Origin of the sequence: uncultured Campylobacter sp. (assembly GCF_937890585.1) — a bacterium.
GTDB lineage: Bacteria > Campylobacterota > Campylobacteria > Campylobacterales > Campylobacteraceae > Campylobacter_A.
The window spans coordinates 1-19,485 of the sequence record NZ_CALACG010000075.1 but is presented as its reverse complement, the minus strand read 5'-3'; the positions used below and the strand labels follow the sequence as shown (position 1 = coordinate 19,485).

The following is a 19,485-nucleotide window of genomic DNA, read 5'->3' as shown; positions in this document are numbered from 1 at the left end:
GATCAAGGAGGCACCGCAGATTTTCTTGCTTGGCGATATATTTGATTTTTTAACGGGCGAGGGCGAATATACAAGAGGATTTTACGCTGAGCACTTAAGGCTTATAAATAAAATTTCACAAAAGGTGGAAATTTTTTACTTTGAGGGCAACCACGATTTTAGGCTTTCAAATTTATTTAATAAAACTAGAGATTTTTGGGACAAAGGCGAGAGGCTAAGCTTTGAGGGGGTAAAGGTCTATGACATTTGCGCTCAGCCAGTGAAATTTAGAACTATAAGCGGCGAGCACGTCCAGATCGCGCATGGCGATATATTTTTACCTTTTATAGATAAGTATGCGCTTAGGTTTTTAAGGCTTAGGTGGTTTTTGAAATTTATGAACGCACTTGATAAAATTTTGGATTTTAAAATTTCAAAAGCGATATTTGACAAACTTACTAAGAAAAATCTTCACTATAAAATTCCAAACTTCAAGGAGCTAATAAGCAAGCATATACAGGGCTTTGAGGCTGATATCGTGATAGAAGGACACTATCATCAAGGTGAGTTATTTGATATTTACGATAGGTTTTATATAAATTTACCTTGTTTTGCATGCGAGCAAAGTTATTTTGTTGTAGAATACGCCCAGCAAAAGTTGAATTTGCTCAAAATGAGTTTGAAAGGACATTGATGTTTGGAGACAACGTACTAAAAACGGGCTCAAACGAGATGGAACTTGTTGATTTTCGTATCTTTAAAAAGGCCGAAAACAAAGTATATGAAGGAATATACGGAGTCAATGTCGCGAAGGTACGGGAGATCATTAAGATGCCAAATCTTACCGAGCTTCCTGGCGTTCCTGAGTATATCGAGGGAATTTTTGATTTAAGAGGTGTGGTTATCCCTGTTGTAAATTTGGCTAGGTGGATGAATATCATCGAGCCAACTGAGGGTGTAGTCATAAAACCACGTGTTATTATCGCTGAATTTAGCGGTATATTAATCGGTTTTATCGTCCATGAGGCCAAGAGGATCAGACGTATAAACTGGAAAGACATAGAGCCTGCAAATTTTGCTGCTGGAGCTGGAGCTCTTGATAAGGGCAAGATCACAGGTGTGACAAGAATAGAAAATGACGAAGTGCTCTTGATACTTGATCTTGAGAGCATAGTCGAAGAGCTTGGAATTTACTCGCCAAAGATCGATTTTGATATTGATGAAAACGAGAAGATCAAGGGTGTAGCTCTTGTGCTTGATGACAGCTCTACTGCTAGAAAGCTAGTAAAAGACGCACTTGAGAAGATGGGTCTTAGCATAGTTGAGGCTAAAAACGGTGTTGAGGGCTTGGAGAGAATGGAAGAGCTTTATCAAAGATACGGTGATGGCTTAGTCAAAGAACTAAGAGTTATACTAAGTGATATAGAGATGCCACAAATGGATGGATACCGCTTTGCTTCAACTATTAAAAATGATGATAGATTTAAAGAGGTTCCGATTGTATTTAACTCTTCATTAAGCAACGAATTTAGTGAAGCTAAGAGTAAAGAAGCTGGCGGAGCGATGTACCTTACAAAATTTGATGCTGGTATATTCTATAAAGAGGTGCTAAAAGTGATTGAAGCACACTCTAAATCTGCAAAATGAGGTGAAATATGGATGATATGAAAGAAATAATGGAAGACTTTTTAATAGAAGCTTTCGAACTTATTGAGCAGATAGACCATGACCTTGTTGAACTAGAGGCAAACCCTGAGGACCTCGAGCTTTTAAATAGAATTTTCCGTGTTGCTCACACAGTAAAAGGTAGCTCAAGCTTTTTAAATTTCGACGTTTTAACAGAGCTTACTCACCACATGGAAGATGTTTTAAATAAAGCCAGAAAAGACGAGCTAAAGATCACTCCAGATGTTATGGATGTCGTTCTTGAGTCAGTTGATATGATGAAGGGCTTGTTGCATAGCATTAGAGATAATGGTAACGACACTGCTGCTGGCATAGATATCAAAAATATCTGCGCAAACCTTACTCAAATTTCAGAAGGTGAAGCTCCAACTGCAGTACCTGCAGCTCCAGCACCAGAGCCTGTAAAAGAGCCTGAGCCAGCTGCCCCAGCAGAAGAAGATGCTCCTGAGATAAGCGACGCTGAGCTTTCAAAGTTGAGCGACTCTGAGGTTGAGGCTGAGATAGAGAGACTTTTAAAGGTTAGAAAGGCTGAAGATCAAGCAAGGCGTGCTTCAAAAGGCATAGCTCCAAAAACTCCTGAAGAGATAGCGCCAGCTGCTGCGAGTACTCCAACGCCTGCTGCAAGACCAGCTCCTAGCAGAGAAAAAGAAGCTGACAAAAAAGTACCTGCAGCTAGCAGTGCAGTAGCGCAAGAGCAAACGATCCGTGTCGAGGTAAAAAGACTTGATCACTTAATGAACCTAATCGGTGAGCTTGTTCTTGGTAAAAACCGCTTATTAAAAATTTATGATGACGTAGAAGAGAGATATGAGGGCGAGAAATTCTTAGAAGAGCTAAATCAAGTAGTTTCAAGCCTAAGTCTAGTTACGACTGATATCCAGCTTGCTGTTATGAAGACAAGAATGCTCCCAATAGCAAAAGTATTTAACAAATTCCCACGTATGATACGTGATTTAAGCCGCGAGCTTGGTAAGCAAATAGACCTTGAAATTTCAGGTGAAGAGACAGAGCTAGATAAGTCAATCGTTGAAGAGATCGGCGATCCGCTAGTTCACATCATCAGAAACTCATGCGACCACGGTATAGAGGATCCTGAGACAAGAAAGGCTGCTGGTAAGCCTGAAAAAGGTACAGTCCAACTAAAAGCTTACAACGAGGGCAACCACATCGTTGTTGAGATAGTTGATGATGGTAAGGGCTTAGATGCTGATATGCTTAAAGCCAAGTCGATAGAAAAAGGCATCATCACTGAGCGAGAAGCTGATGCGATGAGCGAGAAAGAGGCTTTTGGTCTTATATTTAAGCCAGGATTTTCAACTGCAGCCAAGGTTACAAACGTATCTGGACGTGGCGTTGGTATGGACGTTGTTAAGACAAATATCGAAAAACTAAATGGCATAATTGATATTGAAAGTGAAGTTGGACAAGGTACTGTCATAAAATTAAAAATTCCACTCACACTTGCAATCATCCAGTCACTACTTGTTGGAACACAAGAGGAATTTTATGCTATCCCACTTGCGAGCGTTCTTGAAACAGTTCGCGTACCTATCGATGATATCTATACGATCGATGGCAAAAATGTCTTAAGGCTAAGAGATGAGGTCTTATCTCTTGTTAGACTCTCAGATGTCTTTGGTGTTAAGAAGGTTTTTGATGGTGGTGATCATACTTATGTCGTTATCATCGGTGTTGCCGAGGCAAAACTGGGTATCATTGTAGATACTTTAGTCGGTCAAGAAGAGATTGTTATTAAGTCAATGGGTGATTATCTACAAAATATCCCAGGTATCGCTGGTGCTACCATTAGAGGTGATGGCCGCGTAACTCTTATTATAGACGTTGGTGCTATGATGGAGATGGCAAAAGATATTAAAGTGGATATCAGGGCTGAGATGGAAGATAATTCAAAAACAAAAGAGAAACCAAGCGACTACAAGGTCTTGATCGTTGATGACTCTAAGATGGATAGAACCATCATGCAAAAGTCGCTTGAGCCAATCGGTGTCACGATAATAGAAGCAACTAATGGAGTAGAAGCACTCAATATAATTAAATCAGGCGAGCATGCCTTTGATGCGGTGCTAATCGATATTGAGATGCCAAGGATGGACGGATATACTCTAGCTGGTGAAATTCGCAAATACTCTAAGTATCGCACTTTACCGCTAATAGCAGTAACATCAAGAACGTCTAAAACTGATAGATTGCGTGGAGTAGAGGTTGGTATGACAGAATATATCACAAAACCATATTCGTCAGAATACCTTGAAAACGTTGTTAGAAAAAATATTAAATTAGGTTAGGGGTTAGGCGATGAATGATAAACTAAACCAAGTTTTAAGCAAACAAAAACAGCAAATTGACGAGCCTGAGATAAAAAACAACGAAGATATAGTCCAACTTGTAGGCTTTGTTGTTGGCGAGGAAGAGTATGCGATACCTATTTTAAATATCCAAGAGATAATCAAGCCTATCGAATACACCCGTGTTCCTAGTGTGCCTGACTATGTCCTTGGTGTATTTAACTTGCGTGGAAATGTTATCCCTCTTATTGATTTGCGAAAACGTTTTTCACTAAATGTTACAAAGCAAAGCTCAAATACAAGATATATCGTCATGAAAGATGAGGATAACATCGCAGGCTTCGTGATAGACCGCTTGACGGAGGCTATCAGAATAGACCGTAACAGGATCGATCCGCCGCCAGAGACTTTGGTAAAAGACAAAGGCATGATCTATGGTATCGGCAAACGCGATCAAAACATCCTTACGATTTTAAAGGTTGAGAGCCTTTTAAAGCGTGATTTTTAGGGCATAGTTTGATAAAACTTTGTGTTTTTGACTTTGACTCTACGATAATGGACGGCGAGACGATTGATATCCTCGCCGCCGTTAATAACGCCAGCGATGAGGTGGCTAGCATAACTAAGCGTTCGATGAACGGCGAACTTGATTTTTTTGAAAGTCTTACAGCAAGAGTAAAATTTTTAAAAGGAATGCCACTCTCAAAAGCAGATGAAATTTGTAAAAATTTACCTATCATGCCAGGAGCTAGCGAGCTTATAGACGCTCTAAAGCAAAAGGGCATAAAAGTCGTGGTCTTTAGTGGTGGTTTTCACATCGCGACTGATAAGATGCAAGAAAAACTTAAATTTGATGCAAATTTTGCAAATATTTTGCACCATAAAGATGGAATTTTAACAGGTGAAGTTGGCGGAGAGATGATGTTTGGTAGCTCAAAAGGTGAGATGATAGATCGCTTAAAGGGGCTATTAAATTTAGATAGAAGTGAGATCATGTGCGTTGGCGATGGAGCCAATGACGTGTCAATGTTTAGAAAATGTGATCTAAAAATTGCCTTTTGTGCGAAAGAAATTTTAAAAAAAGAGGCGACGCATTGCGTGGATGTCAAGGATCTGCGTGAAATTTTAAAATATATAAGGTGAAAAAATGTATGACAATGAAGCTAAATTTTCTCTTTGGTGTGACTTTATAGAGAGAGATTTTTTACAAAACGAATTCAACTCTTTGCTAGAAAAAGGCGTTATAAACGGAGCTACAAGCAACCCAGCTATCTTTAAAACAGCTTTTGCATCACCTGCTTACAAACAGATCATACAAAATAGCAACAAGCGTCACCCAAAAGACCTCTATGAAATTTTAGCGACTCAAGATATAAAGATTGCCGCATGTAAAATGCTAAAAAACTACGCAAATGGCGATGATGGCTTTGTTAGTATCGAGGTCGATCCAAATTTAAGTGGTGATACGGCTGCTACGATAGAAGAGGGCATCAGGCTTCATAGCCTCATCTCAATGCCAAATGTAATGATAAAAATTCCAGCCACAAAAGAGGGCTATGAGGCGATGAGTGCACTCATGGCAAGAGGTATCAGCGTAAATGCGACGCTCATTTTCTCGCCAGATCAGGCTAAAAACTGCCTAGAGGCTTTCAAAGAGGGCAGTAAGGCTTATGCAAGCCGCTTTGTGGATACCACTATGCCAAAAGGCGTTATCAGCGTTTTTGTTAGTAGATTTGATAGAAAGCTTGATGAGACAATGTCTGCAAAGAGCTTGCCAACAGGACAGATCGGCATAATGAACGCTGCAAATATCTATCATATTATTGAAGAATTTGGCTTAGAAAATGTAAGGACACTTTTTGCAAGCACTGGCGTAAAAGGCGGTGGCTTAAGAGGGGATTATTACGTTAGGGAGCTAATGTATAAAAACTCTATAAACACAGCTCCGATAGATACGATAAAAGAATTTATAAAAGAAAAAGCTGAGGCAAAAAATGCCCCTAGCAAAGAAAATATCTCAAGCTTTTTCCACATCATAAAAAATAATGATATCGATATAAATGCTACTTATAAAGAGCTTTTAAATGACGGCTTGAAGCAGTTTGTTGCAGCATTTGATGAGATTATGAAATCACTTTAATGACCAAACAAGACATAGACTCATATCTGTGCTCTTTAGTAGATAAAGGCGGCAGCGACCTTCACCTAAAGTCTGCAAGTCTTGTTTATGGGAGATTTAATGGTGAGATCATGCCACTTAGCGAAGAAAATTTAGACCCAAGTGATGCGGTAGCTATAGCAAATGAGCTTTTGGGGGCTAAATTTGATGAGTTTATGGATAAAAAAGATATAGATTTTTCTTATAAACTAAATGATGAGTACTGCTTTCGTGTAAATATGTTTTTGCAGATAAATGGAATTTCTGCTGTTTTTCGTGTCACTCCAACAAAAATCCCAACTATAAAAGATCTAAATTTACCAAGCGTGATAGAAAAAATTTGCACCGAGACCACTCGTGGCATCATTTTAGTGACTGGCCCAACTGGAAGTGGCAAGACGACAACGCTTGCTAGCATGATAAATTTCATAAACCAGACAAAAAGATCGCACATCGTGACTATCGAAGATCCGATTGAATACGTATTTAACGACGATAAAAGCATAATAAATCAGCGCTCTATCGGGGCAGATGCGCTAAATTTCTCAGATGCGCTAAGAGCTTCGCTAAGAGAAGATCCTGACATCATCTTGGTGGGCGAGATGAGAGATCTTGAGACTATTGAGACTGCCATTAGAGCTGCTGAGACTGGACACTTGGTGCTTTCGACACTTCACACACTTGATGCAAAAGAGAGCGTAAATAGAATAGTAAATAGCTTCCCACAAGGCGAGCGAGATAAGGTCAGCCTTATGTTCTCTTCAGTGCTTGCTTGCGTCATTTCACAAAGGCTAGTTAAGACGCTTTTTGGTACAAGACGCCCAGCAGTCGAGATCATGAGAAAAAATACTCGCATAAAAGAGCTCATATCTGAAGAGAAATTTGATGAGATCGATCTTGCCATAGCTGAGTCAAAAAATACTTACGGCATGCAAACTTTTGATCAGCACCTGCTTGAGCTTTATGAAAATAAGATAATTAGTGCCGAAGTAGCGCTTGATAATGCTAGTAACAGGGGTGATTTACAGCTTAAGATAAAAAGCTCAAATGTAGCAGGTTTTAGTTTTGAAAATGGTGTAAATTTTAGCAAACCTCAAAGCAAACAAGATCAACCTGAAGTTATCGCACTTAAAGAAATTTAATAAGCTTTATGTGAAATTTATAAAGCATTAGATAAAATCAGCACCTATTTTTTATGAAAGGAAAACGATGTTAGAAGGAATCGTTAGAGAGAGTATCGGTAAGAAGTCTGCGAAGGCTTTGAGAAGAGATGGTTATCTAATCGCCAACATTTATGGCAAGGGATTAGAGAATGTTGCAGCTGCTTTTAAAGTCAATGACTTTATTAAAGAAGCACGCAAAAAAGAGAGCCTTGCTTTTGATGTAAAAGTAGGCGGAAAAGTTTATAATGTCGTTATTGTTGATTACCAAAGAGATGTTGTTACAAGCGATCTTAAACACGTAGATCTAAAAGTAGCACTTCCAGGCGTTTTATCAAAATATATGATCCCGGTTAAGCCAGTTGGAACACCTATTGGTCTTAAAAACAAGGGCGTTTTGATCCAGTCAAAAAGACGTCTTTGCGTAAAATGCACGGCTGAAAATTTACCAAATTCATTTGACGTTGATGTAAGCAAACTTGACATTGATGATACGATTTTGGTTCGTGATATCACAGCTCCTAAAGGCGTTACTATCATTGACGCTGACCGTGTTGCGGTACTTGGAGTTATTAAAGCTAAATAAAAAGGGCTTTTGTGACACTAATAGCGGGGCTGGGCAATCCTGGCCCCAAATACGAAAACACTAGACACAATATAGGCTTTATGCTTATAGATCTCCTAAAAGACTCAAATTTCAAAGATGTTAGCTCAGCTAAATTTCAAGGCGAAGTTTTTAAATTTAACGACATTATCTTGCTAAAACCAACGACATTTATGAACCTCTCAGGTCAAAGTGTTAAGGCGGTAAAAGACTTTTATAAGCCAGATAGGATCATTGTCATCCATGACGATCTTGATCTTAGTTTTGGCGCGGTTAAATTTAAAAAAGGCGGCAGTAGCGGCGGACATAACGGCATAAAATCGATCGATAATCTAATAGGCAACGACTACGAAAGAGTGCGCGTTGGCATAGGGCATGAGGGCGATGCTAAAAATTTCGTCCTTGGCGAGTTTAGCGATGAAGAAAAAAAAGCTTTAGATGAAATTTTAGCCTATACAAAAAATGCGGTTTGTGAGCTGCTAAAGAGCGACATCAACGAAATTTCACAAAAATTTACGGTAAAAAAAGGTCTTATCAAATGAAACTATACGCCAGATACGTTGGCTGGGTCTATATAAAATCTTTTCTTATCGTATTTTTAGCGCTTGAGCTATTTTATGTTGGCATTGATCTGCTTACAAATTTAAAAGATCTGCCACCATCTGCGAACCTTCAGCTGCTCTACGTTGGCCTTACTGCGCTAAGTGCCATTAGCTACGTTTTGCCACTTTCGCTCATCTTTGCGCTAATAATTTTACATGTAAATATGGTTCGCTCAAACGAGCTAATCAGCTTTTATGCTCTTGGCATTAGTAAAAATAAGCTCATTTTGCCGCCATTTCTCATCGCATTTTTTGTGACTATTTTTTATGTCGGACTAAATTTTACGCCATTTGCTTATGCGCATGACTATCAAAAAAGTATCGCTAAAAACACCGCTTTTTCAAAAAGCACAAACGACTCATTTTTGAAATTTGAAGGCAAATTTATCTATATAAAAGAGCTAAACTCAGCCAAACAAAGGGCAAATGACGTGAGAATTTTTGACATTAATGGCACTGACTTGCTCTCAACAACCTTTGCCAACCACGCTAAATTTAAAGACAATGAGTGGGTTTTAGAGGATGTAAATCAGACCTTTTTGCCTCAAAATTTAGAGCTTGGCGAAAATGGCTTTAGTAAGGTAAAAAGCGAAAATTTAGATGCGCTAAGAGGCTTTAAGCCAAAGAGTATCGAGAGTGCTGCAAGCGTTGAAAACTCAAAATTTAACATACCTGATGCGATAAATTTTATAAAGACATTTAAAAACGAAGGCATAGGGCTAGACAGCGCAAGAACGGCATTTTATAATCTTGCTATCACACCATTTTTTGCGCCATTTTTATTGCTTATTTTTTACTATCATTTGCCAGTGACCGGCAGGTTTTTTAACCTTGCACTCTCAACTTTTATCTTTGTTGTGATAACTCTCGTAGTTTGGGGACTTCTCTTTATCTTAACCAAATTTGCTCAAACCTCAGTCATCTTGCCAGAGATCGGCATGGTGCTTCCAGTTATTTTGCTTTTTGCATACGCCATTTATCTCATAAAATCGCATCGTTAAGCCAAATTTTGGCAACTTTTTTGTAAAATCAAGCCATTTTAAAAAAGGCTATTTTATGGATTTTAAAGAGCTTGCAAGCAAATACAAAACCCCACTTTACGTTTATGATTTTAACTACATTAAAGAGCGCTACGAGGCGCTAAAAAACGCATTTTATGCTAGAAAATCTCTGGTTTGCTACGCTGTAAAGGCAAACTCAAATTTAAGTGTTTTAAAATTTCTGGCTAATCTTGGAGCAGGATTTGACTGCGTGAGCATCGGCGAGGTCAAAAGAGCGCTGCTAGCGGGAGCTAAGAGATATCAGATCATCTTTAGCGGCGTTGGCAAGAGCGACGAAGAGCTAAAAGAGGCTTTAGAAAATGAAATTTTGCTTATAAATGTCGAGAGTTTTGCCGAGCTTTTAAGGCTTGAAAACATTGCAAAGGGGCTAAATTTAAAGGCAAGGATCAGCATCAGGGTAAATCCAGGCGTTGATGCTAAAACGCACCCATACATCTCAACAGGACTAAATGAGAACAAATTTGGCGTTGATGCGCAGACAGCTAAAAAGATGTATATCCACGCTAAAGCATCAGAGTTTCTTGAGCCAACTGGCATACACTTTCACATCGGCTCGCAGCTAACTTCTCTAAGTCCGATCATAGACGCTGCAAACATCGTTAGCGAGCTTTTAAGAGAGCTAAAGGCGCTCGAGATCGACATCAAATTCTTTGATGTTGGCGGCGGACTTGGTATCATCTATAACGACGAAAAAGAGATAAATTTATATGACTACGCACAAGGAATTTTAGGCGCGCTAAAGGGTCAAGACGTGACTATCGTTTGCGAGCCAGGACGCTTCATCGTGGGCAATGCAGGATACTTTGTCGCAAGCGTTTTATATGAGAAATTTAACGGCAAAAAGAGATTTGTCATCACTGATGGCGCGATGAATGATCTTATAAGACCAAGCCTTTATGGCGCGCATCACAAAATTTTCGCCTACGGCAAGGATGAAAATTTAGGCACTTGCGACGTGGTTGGTCCAGTCTGCGAAAGTGGCGACTTTTTAGCAAAAGATATAGAGCTGCCAGAGTGTGAAAGTGGCGACGTCATCGTGGTTAAAGGGGCTGGAGCTTATGGTTTTAGTATGAGCTCAAACTACAACACAAGAAACAGAGCCGCTGAAATTTGCGTGCTTGATGGCAAAGATAGGCTGATAAGAAGACGCGAGAGTTTCGAGGACGTCGTGGCACCTGAGATAGAATTTTTGGAGAGCGCTGATGCAAGAGCTAAATGAGCTTAGAAAAGAGATCGATAGTATCGATGATCTCATTTTAAATAAATTAAATGAGAGGATGAAGCTTGTTGAACAGATCGGCAAGCTAAAGCAAACGAGTGGGACGCCTATATATCGCCCTGAGCGTGAGCGAGCTATCATAAACCGCCTAACAAGCCTTAGCAAAGAAAAAGCCTTAAATAAGGCTGCGATCGAGGCTATTTATCTTGAAATTTTTGCCGTTAGTAGAAATTTAGAGATGCCTCAAAAGATCGTCTATCTAGGACCTGAGGGCACCTATACGCATCAAGCAGCGCAGAGTAGATTTGGCGCGATGAGTGCCTATCTGCCACTTGCTACGATCGAGGCAGTTTTTACGAAGCTAGCTCAAAAAGAGGCAAAATATGGCGTCGTGCCTATCGAAAATAACACTGAAGGCGCTGTTGGAGCTACGCTTGATTGTTTGAGTAAATTTGATGATATAAAGATAGTGGCAGAGCTCTACGTAGATATCCACCACAGCTTTGTTAGCATAAATGAAAATTTAAAAGAGATAAAGCGAATTTACTCGCATCCGCAAGGCTACAACCAATGCCGTAAATTTTTAGAAGATCACCTGCTAAATGAGGTCGAATTTATCCCAGCCAAATCAACCGCCGCAGCCGCATATATGGCATCTATGGATAGAGAATCAGCCGCCATTTGCTCAAAAATCGCAGCTAAAATTTACAATGTGCCAATCGTTTATGAAACGATCGAAGATAATATGGCAAATAGAACGAGATTTTTGATTTTAAGCGATTTTAAAAACGCCAAGGTTGAAAACTCAAAGACTTCGATCCTAGCAAAGACCGATCACCGCCCAGGACGCCTTGCTGATCTGCTTTCTATCTTTAAAAATGAAAATATCAATATCACAAAACTTGAGTCACGTCCTATCAAGCAGCGTGAATTTAAGTCAATTTTTTATCTTGACTTTGAGGGGCATATCGACGATGAGAAAGTGCAAAACGCCTTTGAGCTTGCAAAAGAGGGCGGCGCTGAGATAACGTGGCTGGGAAGCTATTTAAACGGAGATGAGTGATGAAATTTAATGATTTTTTAGACGATCTAGTAAATTACGAGGCTGGAAAGCCGATCGAGCTTGTGGTTAGAGAGTTTGGCATCGATGCAAAAGATGTGATAAAGCTAGCGAGCAATGAAAATCCTTTTGGCACTAGCAAACGCATAGAAGAGGCGCTAAAAGAGGTCGCTAAAAACGCACATCTCTATCCAGACGATAGCTACTTTGAGCTAAAAGAGGGGCTGGCTAAGAAATTTGGCGTAACTAGCAAAAATCTAATCATCGGCTCTGGAAGCGACCAGATTATAGAGTACGTGTTGCACGCAAAGGCAAACAAACAAAGTGGCGTTTTGATGGCTGGTGTGACATTTGCGATGTATGAAATTTACGCAAAGAAAACGGGGGCTAAAATTTACCGCACAAAGAGCTTGGAGCATGATCTAGGTGAGTTTTTAGAAATTTATAACGCCAAAAAAGATGAAATTTCAGTCATTTTTCTATGTATGCCAAACAACCCTTTGGGCGAGTGCTTGGACGCTGAAGAGATTTTTAAATTTATAGAAAAAGTCGATGAAAACACGCTTGTGGTGCTTGACTGCGCCTACAATGACTTTGCTAAATTTAAAGACGCTAAAAAAGAGATAAAACCAAGCGAGGTGGCAAAACTTAAAAATGTAATCTATCTTGGCACTTTTTCAAAGGCCTACGCACTTGGCGGCATGCGCGTGGGATACGGCGTGGCAAACGAAGAGATCATAGGTGCGCTTTCAAAGCTAAGAGCTCCTTTTAATATCACGACTCCAAGCTTAAGAGCGGCGATCGTGGCGCTAAAAGATAATGAGTTTGTGCAAAAAACTATGAAAAATAACTTCGAGCAGATGAAAAGATATGAGGAATTTGCAGAGCAAAACGGCATAGAGTTTATCCCAAGCTATACAAATTTCATCACATTTAAATTTAATGAGCCAAAATCAAGCCAGATATGTGAAAAGATGTTAAAAAAAGGTATAATTTTACGAGATTTAAAAAGCTACGCCTTAAATGCGGTGAGAATAACCATCGGCCAAGCGTGGCAAAACGATAGAGTTTTTGAAGAGCTAAAGCAAATTTTAAAGTAGGGATATGGATTTTAAGGCATTACTTCATCAAATAAGTCAAATTTACCAAAAGCTTTCGCTAAAGCAAAAGATCGTCGCAGGTGGCTCGATAGTCCTTGTTGTGGCGTTTTTGGTATTTTTAACACTTTACAAAAATAAAACAGAAAATTTTTCAGGTTACAGCGTCCTTTTTGAAAACATCAGCCCAAGCGACTCAGCGCTAATAGTCGATCAGCTAAATAAAGATGGCATAAAGTATAAACTAGCAAATGAAGGCACTATCCTTGTGCCAACGAGCGATGTCTATAAAGAGCGTATCGCGGTTGCAACGCTTGGCATACCAAAAGAGAGCAAGATCGGTTTTGAAATTTTTGACAAGCAAGAATTTGGCGCAACAGATGCCGAGCAAAGGGTTAAATTTCAAAGAGCGCTTGAGGGCGAGCTAGCTAGAACGATAGAGAGCCTCTCGTCTATCCAAAAAGCGACCGTTCGTATCGCAATACCTAAAGAGAGTGTATTTACCGAGCGCCAGTCGCTGCCAACGGCCTCGATCGTAGTCGAGCTAAAGCCAGGGGTTAATTTAAGCGCGAAGCAAATTTTTGGCATTAAAAACCTTGTGGCGGCCTCTGTTACAAATTTAAGCACTGAAAATGTCAAAATAGTAAATCAAGACGGCGTTGCGCTTGGCGATGAGGACGGAGAGTTTGATAGTGACGCCATAGCTCAGCAGATCCGCTATAAGCGCGAGTTTGAAAACAACTACGAGCAAAAGATAGTAAATGTTTTAGCCCCAATCGTAGGCGGGGCAGATAAGGTCGTAGCAAAGGTAAATATCGACTTTGACTTTGATAAAAAAGATACAAAAAGCGAGGTTTATGACCCAAATAACGTCGTTAGAAGCGAGAGTAATATCGAGGAAAAACGCCAAGGCTCATCTCCAAATGAAGTGGGTGGCGTACCAGGTGCGGTTAGTAACATAGGTCCTGTTCAAGGGCTAGATGACAGCACTTTAAGAGAGCAGTATAACAAGAGCTCGCAGCAGACAAACTACGAAATTTCAAAGAAAGTGACAAATGTCAAAGGGCAGTTTGCTAGTATCAACAGAGTGAGCGCAGCTGTCGTTATAGACGGGCTTTATCAGAGTAAAAAGGATAAAGATGGCAAGCCGACTGGCGAGCTAGAATTTACTCCACTTACAAAAGAGCAAAGAGATTCGATCACAAATTTGATCAAACAATCAATCGGCTACAACCAAAGCAGGGGCGACGAGGTTAGCCTTGATAACTTTGAGTTTAAAACTGGTAAAGACGTAAGCGCTGGCGAAAGAATGGATGGGCTCTTAAATAATTATGTAATGCCGTTTTTACCGCTATTAAAATACGTTTTTGCACTTCTTTTACTCTACTTTTTCTACAAAAAGGTCATCGTGCCATTTATGCAAAAAATGCTTGAGGAGACGAAAGAGAAAGAAGAGCAAGCCCAGGACGATCTTGAAGAGATCGAGATGGATGCAGAAGATACGCTCGAGAAATTTAAAGCCGCTCGTAAGAAGGTCGAGGAGCAGCTTGGCCTTGGTGGTGAATTTAACGAGGACGAGTTAAAATACGATGTTCTTCTTGAAAAAATGAAGATTATAGTTACTGAGCGAAGCGAGGAAATTTCAAATTTACTCCAAGATATGGTTAAAAACGATAGTGACTTTAACATGCGTAAGGAAATTTGATGTCTATAAAACTAACCGATAAGCAAAAGATGATATATGATGATCTTTCAATGCCTGAAAAGATCGCTATTTTACTGATCCAGCTTGGTGAAGAGGCGACGAGCCTTATATTTTCACATATGGATGTTGATATTATTACTGAAATTTCAGGCTACATAGCAACTGCAAAAAATATAGACAAGCAAGTGGCAGGCGCTATTTTGGAAGAATTTTACGCTCTCATGCAGTCAAACCAATATATGAGAAGCGGCGGCTTAGAGTATGCAAAAGAAATTTTATACCGCACATTTGGCCCAGAGGCTGCTCAGAAAATTTTAGACAAGCTTGCTAAAAGCATGGAAAACTCAAAGAGCTTTGGCTATCTTGATAAGATAAAGCCACAACAGCTTGCAGACTTCATCGTAAATGAGCATCCTCAAACTATCGCACTAATACTTGCCCACATGGACTCAACAAGTGCTGCCGAGACGCTAAGCTTTTTCTCAGATGAGTTAAGAAGCGAGGTGGTGATCAGGATGGCAAACCTCGGTGAGATCAGCCCATCAGTCATCAAGCGTGTCTCAACCGTGCTTGAGGGCAAACTTGAGAGCCTTACATCTTACAAGGTCGAGGTTGGAGGCCCAAGGGCTGTGGCAGAAGTACTTAACAGACTTGGTCAAAAAGCTAGTAAAAGTACTATCGAGCGCATCGAACAAAGCGATGATAAGCTTGCTACAACGATCAAAGAGCTTATGTTTACCTTTGAGGATATTAGTAACCTTAATGCAACTGCGATTAGAGAAATTCTCAAAAATGTTGATAAAAAAGACCTTATGATCGCATTTAAAGGTGCCAGTGATGGTATTAAGGAGAAATTTTTATCAAATATGTCTCAGCGTGCGGCTGAAGCCTTTAAAGAGGAGATGCAATACCTTGGCGCTGTGCGTGTAAAAGACGTTGAAGAGGCGCAAAGACGCATAGTCGAGGTCGTTCAAGGCCTAGCTGAACAAGGTATCTTCCAAGTTGGCGAAGCAGATGAGATGATAGAATGAAAAGTAGCGTAATAACTGGTGAGAATTCATCAACTCACTTTATAGAAAATTATAGATTTAAGGTGCTTGGAAGTAACGAAAGAGCCCAAGATAGCGCACCTGTTTTGATAGAAGAAAATAATCTTAGTGAAGAGCTAAATGAACAAAGCTTAGAGCAAGGTGGTGAAAATTTCGCACCTCAGATGCCGCACCCAGTGCAACCAAACATGCAAAATCACTTTGCGCCTCAGTCTCAAAATAGCCAAGCTCACCAGCCTGGATTTGACTCTAGCTTTGTCGAGGAGCTGCTTAAAAAGACAGATGAGCTAAGCAGCAATATCATCAAGCTTCAAATGCAAATAGAAAATCAAGAGAGCGAATTTGCAAAACGTCTTGAAGCTGAAATTTCTCGTGCAAAAGAGGATGGCAAAAACGAAGGCATCGCTCAAACAAACGCTGCAAATGAGGCAAAGATAAAAGAGCTTGAGGCTAAATTTAGCGCTTCAGCTGCAAAGTTAGATGAGCAGTACGCTAAATTTGATGAGTTTTTGAAAAAGAGCGAGGAAGAGCTTGGCCAAACTGCGATAAAGATCGCAAAAGAGGTGATAGAAAAAGAGGTGTCAAGCGCATCTAGCCAGATTGCTCATCACCTAGCAAATTCGCTTATAAAAGAGCTAAGCGACGTAAAAAATATAGAAATTCGCGTTAATCCTGAAGATAGCGACTATCTAAAAGAGCAGTTTAGTAAAAACGAACGCGTAAAAGTAAGCGCTGATGATGCCATAAGCAAAGGTGGCGTGGTGATAATAAGCGAGGGCGGAAACATCGACGCGACGATGCAAACAAGGCTTGAGAAGCTAAAAATGCTGGTAAATAATGAATAAAGACGTTAAAAGCCTAAATGTCGATGAGCTAAACGCACTTTGCCACGACATCAGAGATAAAATTCTATCCACCGTTAGCAAAAATGGCGGTCATCTTAGCTCAAATATCGGCGCAGTCGAGATCATTGTCGCGATGCATAAAATTTTTGACGTTACAAAAGATCCGTTTATTTTTGACGTGAGCCACCAAAGCTACGCGCACAAGCTACTAACTGGGCGCTGGGATAGCTTTGATACGCTTAGAAAATTTAACGGTATCAGCGGCTACACAAAGCCAAGCGAGAGTAAATTTGACTACTTTGTGGCAGGCCATAGCTCAACGTCCATTTCACTAGCAGTTGGCGCTGCAAAGGCGATCAAACTAAAAAATGAAGAGCGCTTGCCAGTAGCTGTCATAGGCGATGGCTCACTAAGTGGCGGCATGGCGTATGAGGCACTAAATGAGCTGGGGGATAGAAAATATCCTTGCGTCATCATCCTAAACGACAATGAGATGAGTATAAGTAAGCCAATAGGCGCACTTAGCAAGTATCTAAGCCAGATGATGGCAGGGCAGTTTTATCAAAAATTTAAAGGCAGGGTTGAGCGCTTTTTAAGCTACATGCCAGACTCCGCAGCCTATATGGCTAGACGCATGGAGGAGGGCATCAGGCTCATCACTCCTGGTATGTTTTTTGAAGAGCTTGGGCTTGAGTACATAGGCCCAGTCGATGGACACGACCTTTCAGCGCTTCTTAGTACATTTGAAACTGCTAAAAATATGAAAAAACCAGTCATCGTGCACGTGCAGACGCTAAAGGGCAAAGGGTATGAATTTGCCGAGGGTTACTATGAAAATTGGCACGGAGTTGGGCCGTTTGATCTAAAAAGTGGCGAATTTATAAAAAGACAGTCAAACAAGTCAGCCACGGCGATCTTTAGCGAGCAGCTTTTAAAGATGGCAAGAGAGCACAGCGATATCGTTGGCGTAACGGCTGCGATGCCAACAGGCACTGGTATGGACGCGCTCATACATGAGTTTCCAGACCGCTTTTGGGACGTGGCGATAGCCGAGCAGCACGCAGTTACATCTATGTCGGCCATGGCAAAAGAGGGCTTTAAGCCATTTGTTGCGATATACTCGACCTTTATGCAAAGAGCCTACGATCAGGTCATTCACGACGCTTCTATATTAAATTTAAACATCACATTTGCGATGGATAGGGCAGGCATCGTGGGTGAGGACGGCGAAACGCATCAGGGTGCTTTTGATATCAGCTTTTTAAACGCTGTGCCAAACATGGTTCTTTTTGCTCCAAGGTGCGAAGAGAGCATGAAAAATGTTATGGAATTTGCCTACTCTTATAAGGGTGTTGGCGCGTTTAGATATCCGCGTGGGGCGTTTATTTTAAGGGATGAGTTTAAAGCTAAACCGCTTAAGTTTGGCAAGGGTGAAATTTTGGCTGACGCAAAGAGTGAGACCGCATTTTTAGGCTATGGTAATGGCGTTGGCAAGGCAAATTTGGTTAGAAATTTACTAGCTGGCAAGCTTGAAGCTATCCTTGTCGATCTAGTCTTTGTAAAACCGCTTGATAGTGAGCTTTTACTGGATCTTGCGAAACGCACTAAAAAGTGGTATATCTTTAGCGATAGCGCTAAAAAAGGCGGTGTTGGCGAGATCGTAAGTGCCTTTTTACAAGAAAATGGCATATCAAATGTAAGCGTTGTTAGCTTCGAGTATGATGATAAATTTATCCAGCATGGCTCGACAGCTGAGGTCGAAAAGAGCCTTGGCATAAGCGCTGAGCAAATTACCCAAAAATTACTAGAGAATAATTAATATCATTTAATAAAGAAACGTTTAATATTACTTTTGCTAGCATAAAGCAAAAATTTGTATAGGGGAAAATTATGCAATATGTATCGTTGCTAAAACAGTCTGGGCTTAAAGTAACGCCGCAGCGTCTTAGCGTTTTGAGAATTCTTGATCGTCACACACATCCAACGATCGATGAGCTTTATGATGAAATTTTGAAAGAAAATCCATCAGTTTCGCTCGCAACTGTCTATAAAAACCTAAACACTCTAAAAGACGAGGGGTTAGTGGTTGAAGTAAATATCGTCAATCAAAAGGCGAGATACGATATTTACGAGCATCCACACATCCACGTGGTTTGCGAAAACTGCGGTAGCGTCGAGGATATGAGCTATGATGACTCAGAGCTTGGCAAATACCAAGAAGCGCTTGAAAAAAAGATCGGTAACATCATCGAGCGCCTAAATATCGTTGCTAGCGTAAAGAGCTGTAAACACTGCCGATAAGGCAAAATTTATGTTGCATTATGCAACATAAATTTTTATTTTTCTTCATAAAACACTTCAAACAAGCCTGAAATTAGCATCTTTCTCATTATTTTAAGCACTAACTTGCTAAAATAAACAAAAAATTTCGGAGAAAAATGTGGGTTTGGAGATAGAGCGTAAATTTTTACTCAAAAATTCTCAAATTCTAGATTTTCTAAAAGATGCTGGAGTAGTTTTTAAGCACCTTGAAATTTCTCAGTTTTACACCAAGATCACGCAAAATGAAGAGATCCGCTTCAGAAGTGAAGAGGGTAAATTTATAAAAACGATCAAGGTTGGCAAAGATCTTATAAGAGAAGAAAATGAGGAATTTTGTGAAAAGGCGGAGTTTAAAAAGGCTCTAAAAAACCGCATTGGACACGTCATTACAAAAGATAGATACATTTTTCGGCTAAATAATAATCCCTGCAACATCGATATTTTTAAAGAGGGCTTAAATGGGCTTTGCACGTTTGAGATCGAATTTAGTGATGAAAATGAGGCTGTATATTTTAAGTTGCCACCATTTTTGGAGCAGTTTTGTAAGGCCGATGTCACCTGCGATAAAAGATATAAAAACAAATTTCTTGCCATTCATGCAAACGAAAATGAACAAATCGACTACAAAAGAG

19 protein-coding genes are annotated in these 19,485 nt (G+C 40.1%); all 19 read left to right on the top strand.

Annotated features, from left to right (window positions below):
• Positions 1-673, top strand: a 673-nt coding sequence (locus tag Q0296_RS02135; protein ID WP_298036032.1) for a UDP-2,3-diacylglucosamine diphosphatase, incomplete at its 5' end; no start/stop codon positions are given.
• A complete protein-coding gene (locus tag Q0296_RS02130; RefSeq protein WP_298036030.1) occupies positions 673-1,626 on the top strand; it encodes a chemotaxis protein in 954 nt (317 codons plus the stop codon). The genes Q0296_RS02135 and Q0296_RS02130, both read left to right, overlap by 1 nt.
• Positions 1,627-1,634: 8 nt before the next feature.
• Positions 1,635-3,971, top strand: coding sequence for a chemotaxis protein CheW (locus Q0296_RS02125; RefSeq protein WP_298036028.1), 2,337 nt, complete (start codon positions 1,635-1,637; stop codon positions 3,969-3,971).
• Positions 3,972-3,981: 10 nt separating this feature from the next.
• Entirely contained in the window at positions 3,982-4,479 is a 498-nt protein-coding gene (locus tag Q0296_RS02120) for a chemotaxis protein CheW (protein WP_021087872.1), read from the top strand.
• Positions 4,480-4,487: 8 nt separating this feature from the next.
• A complete protein-coding gene (gene serB / locus Q0296_RS02115; protein ID WP_298036026.1) occupies positions 4,488-5,114 on the top strand; it encodes a phosphoserine phosphatase SerB in 627 nt (208 codons plus the stop codon).
• A gap of 4 nt (positions 5,115-5,118) precedes the next feature.
• The gene (locus tag Q0296_RS02110) at positions 5,119-6,111 is read left to right on the top strand and encodes a transaldolase (protein WP_298036024.1); all 993 of its coding nucleotides are present in this window, start codon (positions 5,119-5,121) and stop codon (positions 6,109-6,111) included.
• A complete protein-coding gene (locus Q0296_RS02105) occupies positions 6,111-7,271 on the top strand; it encodes a type IV pilus twitching motility protein PilT (protein ID WP_298036022.1) in 1,161 nt (386 codons plus the stop codon). Before Q0296_RS02110 ends, Q0296_RS02105 begins: the two co-directional genes overlap by 1 nt.
• Before the next feature lie 67 nt (positions 7,272-7,338).
• Complete coding sequence (locus Q0296_RS02100; RefSeq protein ID WP_002939542.1) at positions 7,339-7,875, top strand: 50S ribosomal protein L25/general stress protein Ctc; 537 nt, start codon at positions 7,339-7,341, stop codon at positions 7,873-7,875.
• Positions 7,876-7,886: 11 nt separating this feature from the next.
• Positions 7,887-8,435, top strand: a complete 549-nt coding sequence (pth, locus tag Q0296_RS02095) for an aminoacyl-tRNA hydrolase (RefSeq protein WP_035143659.1) — start codon at positions 7,887-7,889, stop codon at positions 8,433-8,435.
• Positions 8,432-9,496 (top strand): LptF/LptG family permease, encoded by a 1,065-nt coding sequence (locus Q0296_RS02090; protein WP_103596280.1) that lies wholly within the window; start codon positions 8,432-8,434, stop codon positions 9,494-9,496. The genes pth and Q0296_RS02090 overlap by 4 nt, the downstream gene beginning before the upstream one ends.
• A gap of 55 nt (positions 9,497-9,551) precedes the next feature.
• Positions 9,552-10,775, top strand: a complete 1,224-nt coding sequence (gene lysA, locus Q0296_RS02085) for a diaminopimelate decarboxylase (RefSeq protein ID WP_298036018.1) — start codon at positions 9,552-9,554, stop codon at positions 10,773-10,775.
• Positions 10,759-11,838 (top strand): prephenate dehydratase, encoded by a 1,080-nt coding sequence (pheA, locus tag Q0296_RS02080; protein ID WP_298036017.1) that lies wholly within the window; start codon positions 10,759-10,761, stop codon positions 11,836-11,838. Before lysA ends, pheA begins: the two co-directional genes overlap by 17 nt.
• Positions 11,838-12,935 carry a histidinol-phosphate transaminase gene (hisC, locus tag Q0296_RS02075; RefSeq protein WP_298036016.1) on the top strand — a complete coding sequence of 366 codons (1,098 nt, stop codon included), beginning with the start codon at positions 11,838-11,840 and terminating at the stop codon, positions 12,933-12,935. Before pheA ends, hisC begins: the two co-directional genes overlap by 1 nt.
• Positions 12,936-12,939: 4 nt before the next feature.
• Positions 12,940-14,637: a flagellar basal-body MS-ring/collar protein FliF gene (fliF, locus tag Q0296_RS02070; protein WP_298036014.1), complete on the top strand. Its 1,698-nt coding sequence runs from the start codon at positions 12,940-12,942 to the stop codon at positions 14,635-14,637.
• Positions 14,637-15,668 carry a flagellar motor switch protein FliG gene (gene fliG / locus Q0296_RS02065; RefSeq protein WP_298036013.1) on the top strand — a complete coding sequence of 344 codons (1,032 nt, stop codon included), beginning with the start codon at positions 14,637-14,639 and terminating at the stop codon, positions 15,666-15,668. Before fliF ends, fliG begins: the two co-directional genes overlap by 1 nt.
• On the top strand, positions 15,665-16,531 hold the full coding sequence (gene fliH, locus Q0296_RS02060; RefSeq protein WP_298036011.1) for a flagellar assembly protein FliH: 867 nt from the start codon (positions 15,665-15,667) through the stop codon (positions 16,529-16,531). The genes fliG and fliH overlap by 4 nt, the downstream gene beginning before the upstream one ends.
• Complete coding sequence (gene dxs, locus Q0296_RS02055; protein ID WP_298036010.1) at positions 16,524-18,350, top strand: 1-deoxy-D-xylulose-5-phosphate synthase; 1,827 nt, start codon at positions 16,524-16,526, stop codon at positions 18,348-18,350. Before fliH ends, dxs begins: the two co-directional genes overlap by 8 nt.
• Before the next feature lie 71 nt (positions 18,351-18,421).
• Complete coding sequence (locus tag Q0296_RS02050; RefSeq protein WP_009294652.1) at positions 18,422-18,832, top strand: Fur family transcriptional regulator; 411 nt, start codon at positions 18,422-18,424, stop codon at positions 18,830-18,832.
• Between the two features lie 139 nt (positions 18,833-18,971).
• Positions 18,972-19,485: CYTH domain-containing protein (locus Q0296_RS02045; protein ID WP_366939718.1), on the top strand; the 514-nt coding region annotated here is incomplete at its 3' end.